The following is a 9,085-nucleotide window of genomic DNA, read 5'->3' on the forward strand; positions in this document are numbered from 1 at the left end:
CGAAACGCAACGCCTCGTTGTGATTTAACACGATAGCCAACTGAAATAATGACATCCAAATTATAGTGTTCGGTTTGGTATGTTTTTCCGTCTTCGGCAGTTGTCGCAAATTTTGCGACAACTGCCTTCTTTTCAAGCTCACCATCTTTAAAGACATTGGCAATGTGCTTACCAATGGTTTTTATATCACGGCCAAACAATACAGTGAGTTGCTGCCTATTTAGCCAAACCGTATCCTTATCAAGAGAGACCTGTAAGTTAACTCTCTCATCGTCAGTTTTAAATATTTCAACAAAATTCATTATTCATTAACCACCCGCAATTAAAGGAATTTTATTGTATGCATTTTGTAGTTCAATATCATATGTTTATCTCCAAAAATTTACTAAGCATCTCTATTATTCTTATTTGACAATACGGCACGGCGTTTTTCAACAATCTCGTCCGCACAAATAAGCGTGAGCACACCGGCCCGATCAAAAGTATCAATAAAACCGCATTGTTTGCCAAATAGCGGTTTTGGAAAGCAACTGTGGCCGTGCAGGGTAAAATCAATACCTTTGAGCTGACGCTCCACGCCGCGATTGAGGTTTTGTGCCACATGGCGGTTGCGGAGTGTGAGCTCGCGCACATTACGATCCGACAAGCCTACTAAATACGACTGCCAGTCATCAAATTCCAAAGGCACACCGGCATGACACACACCAATACGCATCGAACCCAGATCCAACTCGATGACATAAGCCAGGCGCATCAGCTTGCTGGCGAGCGCAAATTGTTGCTTCTCACTGAGCGCATAAAACCAGTCCGCTTCAAAACAGCACACCTGTCGGTGAATATCGCGCGCACTGTAATGGCTATAATCGCCATAGAGCATGACCCGCTCCGCTTCATACTGATCCAAGATAAACTGATCGTGGTTACCCCGCACAGCATAAAACCAAGGTTGATCAATCAATCCCACCACCTTCTCACTCTGATCGCCTCGGTCCACCAGATCACCGACACTAATGAGCCGATCAGTCTCAAAATTAAAACCAACACGATCAAGCGCGTCCATGAGTTCATCAAATCGACCATGAATATCGCCAACAAAATAGTCCCGACCAAGCTGATTGGTGGTTAATGTCTGATAAAAGCCGTTTTGGTGGTGATTTGGTTTTAAGTTCATCGTTGCTTTCCTTGTTGCTATCGGTATTTTGGGGTATCTTAGCCCACTCACTGGCGATACGATCACGGGGCTGGTTATAGGCGCCATTCAAAAACCAAGGCGTGACCGGTGATCCCCAAAAACGCCAGCCCTTCTTTTTGCGTGCCTCTGACGGTGAAATCAGTGGAGTGCACCAGCACATCCGCTTGTATGCCGGCTAAGTCCAAGTTTTCATGTTGACCATGGGTGTCGCTGATATGGACTATTCACATACCTCTGCCTCCTAACATTCGTAGGCTCTGATCTCATCGATGCTTAACAGTTAACAGCCTCAACCCAATTTGTGGTTAACCAGGCTCGGGTGTAGCACTCAAACTCCGCAAAGCTATCAATCCACTCCCCTAAGCGCTTCATCGGCTCTATCGCTTTCGGTGTTGGCTGGATTTTATAGGCGTTAGTACTATCAAGATAGCGATACAAATCTGCCACTCGTTCGCGCCCTGGCATAACAAACGGGGCACGATCCGTAGTCGGCTGGGCCAGCTGATCACACCAATGCTGCCAATCCGTCTCGCTGATCATCCCTTTGACTTCAGCCCCCTTGGGGTCAAAAAAATGCTCATAACGCGACAAAATCATCAGCCCCACCCACACAAACCGAAAAGCAAGTTGCTGTACTCGTTGGTCATATACCAGCATGTTCGCCAAAAACGCATCATCGTCAAATGCGCTTTGTGTGGCTTTTACATACATCCCTTGCAGTTTTACCACTTTTGCAACCATAAAATGCGAGTTATCGAGCGTGCGCTCTATTTTTTTGATACGCCGCTGCGCAAACACCTTGATCAAGCTGGCCTCATCATCAAACATCGCCAACTTTCTTCTTAGCTCATCCGGGCGTATTCCCTGCGCTTCAATCCGCTTTTTAAACGCGTGGGGCGGGTACACAATCATATCAATACTCGCTAACTCATCTAACGCTACCCAGGCATACTCATCTTCTGGGTGGGCTTGCTTAAACAAGGCCAAGTCCAAATACACATCCACATCCGAGTCCAACCAATAACGACACCGGGCGACTGAACCCACCACCCACAAGGGCGTGCCATAGCGCTGCTCAAATCTGATCAAGTGAGTCATCAGGTCGATGAGCTTTTGTTTTTTTTGTTGCAGTTGGTCTATTAACTGCGCGCATTGTTGTGGGGTGAGTCTAGTCATCATGTTTTGCCTTCTTATCTTCTTGTTTAGCGGTGTAGCGGCTTATTTTTTGTTGTTTGTTTTTGTAAGTTGTTTTTGCATTTGGCGGCGTTATGGCTAGCACTATCTTTTACTTGTGCTCTTGTTTAAGTGCGGCCAACTGTATCTGCTCGATCACATTTCTGATGCTCAATATGCTCAATTGCCCGCTCAGATGGGCGGTATCGATCCATATCTGATTGCCATTGACAACCGGTTGTCTCACAGCCGTGTGTCCATGCACACAGGCCACCACACCACCCAGATAACGGGGCGCATCTATCGGCTGGGCTAAATAACACTGCTGCTCGATGTCATACACATCGCCCACAAACCAGCGACTCCATAGCGATTGTTCGCGCAGTGCTTCATCCTTGGGAAGCTGGCTGACAAACTGATTCCAATCATCACAGGTGCGCGGCACTTCGGCATGCACCAGCCCAATAGTCCCCCAAGGGCTCGCCAGCGTGATACTCAGCGCTAAGCCAGCACAACGCTGATACACCGCCTGTTGATCATCCTCCTCAACCAGCGCATCAAACCAAGCCCCGCCATTTTTTGCATGAAGCTTCATCGCCGATGGCTGTGTCTTGTTGGCGTGAAACGGATGCACAATCGGATAGCGAAAACGATTGATCAGCATCTGCTCATGATTGCCACGTACCGCATAAAACCAAGGCTGATCTAAATAAGCCAGCACGCCCAAGCTATCGCGTCCACGATCAATTAAATCCCCTAAGCAAAACAAGCGGTCGCGCTGGGGGTTAAATCCTACACTTGCTAACGCCTGCTCGATACGTGCAGGATGACCATGCACATCACCGATCACATAGTCTGTGCCCCGGGTATTAAGGGCTATCGTTTGGTTGTATATCTGCGCGAATGCCATATCGTCTCCTTATAGTGTGGGTCGGCTATCTTAATGGTGCCAAGCGCTTTACTAAACAGCGCCCTTGTTGGTTGTTAACATCAATCAAATCGCTCACATCGGTTTTTAAGTGTTTCACCACCAGATCGTTATCAAGCCAAAGATCGTATCGACTATCAAATTGTGAGGGATGGTTCAGTGGCCCCTCATCCCACCCAAAACACATTCTGTTGGGCTCGCTGTATACCCGCATATAACCTTGTTGGCTCCAGCTGCTCAGCCCATCGGTTTGCGACACCAGCCAAATGGATGAGGCCAAACCTTGTAGCTCGGGCTCATTGGCGATCTGAATGCGATAGTGATATTGGTAGTCATCATGCACATAGTGACTGACATCACCACGATCGACACAGCGCGTATTGTCCCAAAACACGACTTCGCGCGAATAAATACGCTGATCAACAAATTGATACTCTGTCTGAAACGAATAAGCGCCCTCATGATCAGAGGCTTGCGAACAGCCGCTAACATAATCGTAGCTGAGCGGATGGAGTAGATCCTCATCGAGCGCCTCCTCTTTTTCAATACAGCCGCTCAAGGCCAACACCATAAGGCACACCCAGCCGGTTAAAAGCGATTTATAGATCATCATTTTTTATCTCCATCATTGATTGATCACCTACCAACTCAACCACGCACTCACTCACCCATCCATCGATCACACATTAGCCAGCACCGAACCAATCGTTTTGGGTCCAAAGCCGGTGCGCTCGAGTGAGACATTAATCTCGTTCGGGTCGGTGTGCGTATCGTTTGAGTGCACATGACCATGTACATTGATCTCACACCCTTGAGCTTTAAACACCTGCGCCATCGCATTGCGGGTTATTTGGGCTTTGCCGCGTCCATAGGGATCTAGGCTAATGAGCGGATAATGACTAAACATCACTTTTTTACCCCTTAGGGTTTTGATAAAGCCACTAACCTCTTCGGGCTCGCTCAGCCCTTCACAGCCTTGCAAAATCCGCAGTTTGTCTGGTCGTCTTTGCGCATAGCGCATCAGCGGTTTGAGCGAGGGGATATCGTGATTGCCGAGCAACAAAATAATGCGCCCATTTAACCGGTCAAAATAACGCGAGACCCCTTTAAATGAAAAATCACCTAAATGAACCACGAGATCCGATTGGGCTATATGCGCATTCCAGTTATCGATTAGCCACTCATCCATCGAGCTATAACCTTTGGCCTGCATATCGCTAACACGACAAGGTTCGTACTCCATAATCCGCTGATGGTTAAAGTGGGTGTCGCTGATAATCCAGCTGTGCTCATCCACTTCATCCAGCCAGTATTGTGTGTGATGTTTTGGGTGCATGCCTCTTCTCCCTTAATCCATTAAGTCAACAAGCTTGTGATCCACCGCGTATAACCAGGCCTGGTCATCGCCTTTTTTTAAAATCGCCCGCTCTTGGGGCGTTACAAAACACGCCCCATGTCGCTCAATCCATTGGGGCAACTGGCTGGGTTTATAGTGGCGATCCATCATGGCTGAATTGAGCGTCAGCAAACCCGCCGCGCGATGTGCGCCATGGTCACTATGAATATGACCATGCAAATGCACTTTTAAATCCGGCATCTCATCAGCGATATGCGTGCGCAGTGCATGACAGCCCTCATGTGTGCCACCCTCAACCCGATCCAATACCCCAAAGCGTGGGCCGTGGGTAATCAGCACTTGGGTATCGGCGGGAATTTTCGCCCACTCATTGGCAATCTGATCGCGCTCTTGGTTAAAAGCCCCTTCAAAAAACCAAGGTGTCACCGGGCTGCCCCAAAACCTGACACCCTCAATCTCAACCCCTTCGCCAATCAGTAAATGAAAATCGTTGGGCCAAAAATACTGGCGATACTGAGGATCGGCCACAATCTCTTCAACAAAATAGTCATGATTGCCGGGCACTAAAATCTTGTGCACAATGGGCAAGTGCGCAAACCAATCAAAAAACTGGAGCACTTCTTTTTGTGATCCCGACTCACTAAAATCGCCCGAGTGAATCAGCACATCAATATTCATGCCGGCAAAATCGAGCAAGCCGTGTTGGCCGTGGGTATCGCTAATATGTAAAATATTCATCTCTCATCTCCTTAAACCTCAAGATTCTCATTCATTCGCTCGCTTAGCTAGCCTGGCCCTGCATGGTGCATGAGGCCAAGACTAAACAAGACTAAACAAAAACCCTTGAGTTTAAGCATGGATTAATTGAAACACTGCCTGCGCACTCAAAATACTCAGATCACCGGTTTCTAATCCGGTGTCGATATAGAGGCGATTTGCGACCGCCACCGGTTTGCAAACCAGGGTATGGCCGTGAATAATGGCATCAATCCCCGTCACCGCCGCAATCGGCTTATGAGCTTGATGGGCATAGAGCACATCCCGACCCCATACCGCTTGTTCCACCAGCTTGCCATCACGACCAAGCTGGTGGAGAAAGGCTGACCAGTCAGTTTGACCCAGCGGTACTTCGGCATGCACCAACCCAATGCGCCCATAGGCCGTATCCACCTCGAGCGTTAAGGGCAGTTGAGATATTTGCTGTACCACCCGCTCACGCGTTGGTTGGCGACATTTCTCAAACCAGCGACCCCCATTGAGGGTATGGGTGTTGCGCATCCCCCCATAACTATAAATGCCATAGTTAAGCGGTTGCTGGTCAAACTGGTCCAGCAACATCAACTCATGATTGCCCTTGATCGAATAAAAGCCCGGCCAGTGCAGTTGTTTGCCCAGTATCTGCAAATTATCACTACCTCTATCCACCAGATCACCAACACAAAACAGGCGATCGCCAGCCTCCAGGTTAAACCCCACCCGCGCCAACGCACGCTCAAATTTTGGTTTATGACCGTGAATATCACTGATAAAAAAATCGCGCCCAAGCCGATTTCGGCCCACCACAAGATGGTGGGTTGGGCGCTGTTGGTCTAAGTTGTTCACAAAATCCACCCTCCTATTGCGTGATTAAACCAGCACCCAAGCTCAACTAAAAGCCAATGCGCTGGAGCGGTTTAACCGCCTGCGTAGAGCGACTGGGCAAATCCTCTAAACCCATGTGTGTCGCCTGGCGCATGTGCACACTACCCAAAGCACGCCGTAATGTTTTTTTGATTGTACGTGGGGGCAGACTAATCAAACTATCCACCACCTCGCTTGAGAGCACTGGCGCTAATGTGCCTTTAAGCTGTAAACCCGCACACATTGTTTGATACATGCGCTGAGTGATATCGTGCAACTGCGCTACGCTGGGTTTGGCGATCTCAAACACCTCAAAGCGATTAATAATCGGCTCGGCAATCGGTAAGAGATCATTGGCCGCGCCAAAAAAACTAAACAAGTTAGCGTTAAAATGCACCTCTTGACCATAATACTGATCAACAAAATGCGCGGAACCCTCTTCGAGCAAATCATACAACGCACTCAAGGGATTGCCACCGTTACCCGTCACTTCTATCGCTTTATCAAGCTCATCAATAAACACCAAACCATTGGCGTGGCTGCCATAAATTAACTGATTCGCAATCACACCGGGTTTTGAATTGGACCATGAGCTGTCCATGCCCGCAAGCGTAAAATTAGCGCTCATCACACCGGCATTAAGCTTTAATAGCGGTATCTGCAACACCGCGTTAAGTGCAACGATAAAGGCGGTCTTGCCAATACCCGGATCACCCACCAACAAAACAGGACTAATCTTCACCCAATTTGATGAGGACTGATTGGCTAAGGACAACTCACCCATCACATATTCAATCACCTCGCTAAAGTTGGGAAACTCATCCGACAACTGCGCGAGTGCCTCAAACATCAGGGTGTTTACCCGCTGGTAGGGTTTAACATTTTTTTTAGCGTCCTTCACCATCTGGCTAATCGCTTTGACCTCCTTATTTGAGGACGCTGTATTTTTGATGCTAAACACCTCGATCATGGGCTCACTGTTGGGCGTGCTCTGCCCCTTGCCAATCGTTGCACCGGCGCTCTGCTGTTTCAGCTCCAACAGCGATTCTAATTTGTCCTTGTAGTCAGAGGAGCGCATGCGAGCTAAAATATCACTCGGGCGCCGCCCCTTAGGACCGGCATCTAAACGCGCACCCTTATCGCACAATAGCGCGATCATGCTTAAGAGTGGATTGGTCGCGTGCCTACCCCTCATCGGCTGCTCACCAAACTTCTCAACCAGAGTTTGATAACACTCAAACGCATAGGCCAAGGGCGTTAGGTTTTTATCACCCAACACATCCACCGGCATCTGACTGATGTCAAGCCAGTAGTGCAGTGTTTCGGCATCGTGGCGCGTGCCCTGTTCAATCAGAAAGTGCAGTGCAGGGTGATTGTTATTCAACAGTAAGCGCCGCCCCAATTGCGCTAACAACCACGTGATCGCCTCACGGTTATTATCGAGCAACATTAAGCACAACGCATCTCTGTTCTCAATAGTCGTGGCCAGCGGATCCACCGCATCCATCTCGATCAATTGCTGTGCGGCCGCATAACAACCGCAGCTCAGGCTTACACTCAACAGGTTTTGATATTGACCGTTGTAGCGCCCAATAGTGCTATTGAGATTCAGGTGTTGTAATTGTTGAAGGCTATCGGCCACCTTCGTGCTATCGTTTTCCTGACAACCTCTCACAAAGCTATACAAAGCGCGCCTATCTGGCTGAAGCGCCTCGGGGATAGTCTTGAGTCGCGGGGGGGTTAGTTTTTGCATTGACATAGTACACCTCCTTGTTTAGCGTTGTCATGGCGGGTATAGCGATACTCCTTTTAAAATCTTAACCTTGGCCCCACCGAGGGTCGCGGTGGGGCTTGGGTTTAATGGTGTAGATTGAGCTGGTCTTGTTGCGCGCGCGGCATCAGTGGCGGCCAATCCTGTGGAAGGACCACCTGCTGACGACCCCATTCGCCCCGTGCCGTGATGAAGTAACACTCACCCACCTTTAGACCAGAGGGTGGGCGCACATCGATCACATGTCGGCTATTCATCACCGGTGGGCATGGAATCCAGGTGCGCAGCAGCTGCATGGTTTGGGCATCCGTGCTTCTAAAAACTATGCGATTGGTCATGTTATTGAGCATCGCCTCAAGCGCCTGATCGCCCGCTTGACCGCGCTTCTCAATCACCTTGTTTTTCAAGTGCGCAAGGCTCTGTGTAATAAAGACACAGTTCACTCGGTAGCTGCGACAACGGTCAACAAAGTTGTGCTCACCGGTGTGGCTATCCGCGCTGATGAAGTTCTGGAACTCATCGGCGATATAAGCCATCGGCGCCAGTTTGTTCTGACGGGTTAACATTAAGCTAAACACCGACTTTTTAACCAACGACACAATAAGCTCGTCGACTAGGCTGGTTTGTGTGGGCGAGAGCACCATAAAGCACTCATTCTCAATATACCTGCTCAGTGGGCCCTCACCCGGTGCACTCGGTTCGTAGAGATAATCCCAATCAAACACCCGTGTCATGGCTTTGTTGGTTAAACACTCCAGCATCAAGTCCCAGTAAGACACGTAATAGCCAAACTGGCGTAGATTTTCTTTGTCTGATTTGTGATAACCAATCGACTCTGTGTGATATATGGCCAAGGGTTCAAGCAACTCATCAAAACATTCACCCGTTTCATTTACCAGCTTGAGCATCAAATCAATCACGCTATACTCAGACTTGACCATATCCTTAGCCTCACGCAGGTCTTCTGGCGAATCCACTGTATAGCGTGCGCTTGTCATCACGCCTTGTTTGAACAACTTTAACCCCTCAAAAAAGCTCGGCTCT

General features: G+C 48.8%; 10 protein-coding genes. All 10 read right to left on the reverse strand.

The features are described from left to right. A partial coding sequence (gene rhuM / locus NA59_RS12045; RefSeq protein WP_044413141.1) for a RhuM family protein occupies positions 1-302 on the reverse strand: 302 nt, incomplete at its 3' end. A gap of 83 nt (positions 303-385) precedes the next feature. Continuing rightward, positions 386-1,171 (reverse strand): metallophosphoesterase, encoded by a 786-nt coding sequence (locus tag NA59_RS12050; protein ID WP_044413128.1) that lies wholly within the window; start codon positions 1,169-1,171, stop codon positions 386-388. 294 nt (positions 1,172-1,465) lie between these two features. After that, positions 1,466-2,371 carry a hypothetical protein gene (locus NA59_RS12055; RefSeq protein ID WP_157792627.1) on the reverse strand — a complete coding sequence of 302 codons (906 nt, stop codon included), beginning with the start codon at positions 2,369-2,371 and terminating at the stop codon, positions 1,466-1,468. Positions 2,372-2,477: 106 nt separating this feature from the next. After that, positions 2,478-3,275: a metallophosphoesterase gene (locus NA59_RS14525; protein WP_052501665.1), complete on the reverse strand. Its 798-nt coding sequence runs from the start codon at positions 3,273-3,275 to the stop codon at positions 2,478-2,480. 25 nt (positions 3,276-3,300) lie between these two features. Beyond that, the gene (locus tag NA59_RS12065; protein WP_044413132.1) at positions 3,301-3,906 is read right to left on the reverse strand and encodes a hypothetical protein; all 606 of its coding nucleotides are present in this window, start codon (positions 3,904-3,906) and stop codon (positions 3,301-3,303) included. A 66-nt stretch (positions 3,907-3,972) separates the two neighbouring features. Next, entirely contained in the window at positions 3,973-4,629 is a 657-nt protein-coding gene (locus NA59_RS14530) for a metallophosphoesterase (protein ID WP_052501666.1), read from the reverse strand. 12 nt (positions 4,630-4,641) lie between these two features. Beyond that, positions 4,642-5,388, reverse strand: a complete 747-nt coding sequence (locus NA59_RS12075) for a metallophosphoesterase family protein (protein ID WP_052501667.1) — start codon at positions 5,386-5,388, stop codon at positions 4,642-4,644. Positions 5,389-5,499: 111 nt separating this feature from the next. Beyond that, entirely contained in the window at positions 5,500-6,252 is a 753-nt protein-coding gene (locus NA59_RS12080) for a metallophosphoesterase (protein ID WP_157792628.1), read from the reverse strand. A gap of 46 nt (positions 6,253-6,298) precedes the next feature. Then, entirely contained in the window at positions 6,299-8,029 is a 1,731-nt protein-coding gene (locus NA59_RS12085; RefSeq protein WP_044413135.1) for an AAA family ATPase, read from the reverse strand. Positions 8,030-8,127: 98 nt separating this feature from the next. Beyond that, a partial coding sequence (locus NA59_RS12090; protein WP_044413138.1) for a TraM recognition domain-containing protein occupies positions 8,128-9,085 on the reverse strand: 958 nt, incomplete at its 5' end.

The organism is Thiomicrospira microaerophila (assembly GCF_000934765.1).
GTDB lineage: Bacteria > Pseudomonadota > Gammaproteobacteria > Thiomicrospirales > Thiomicrospiraceae > Thiomicrospira > Thiomicrospira microaerophila.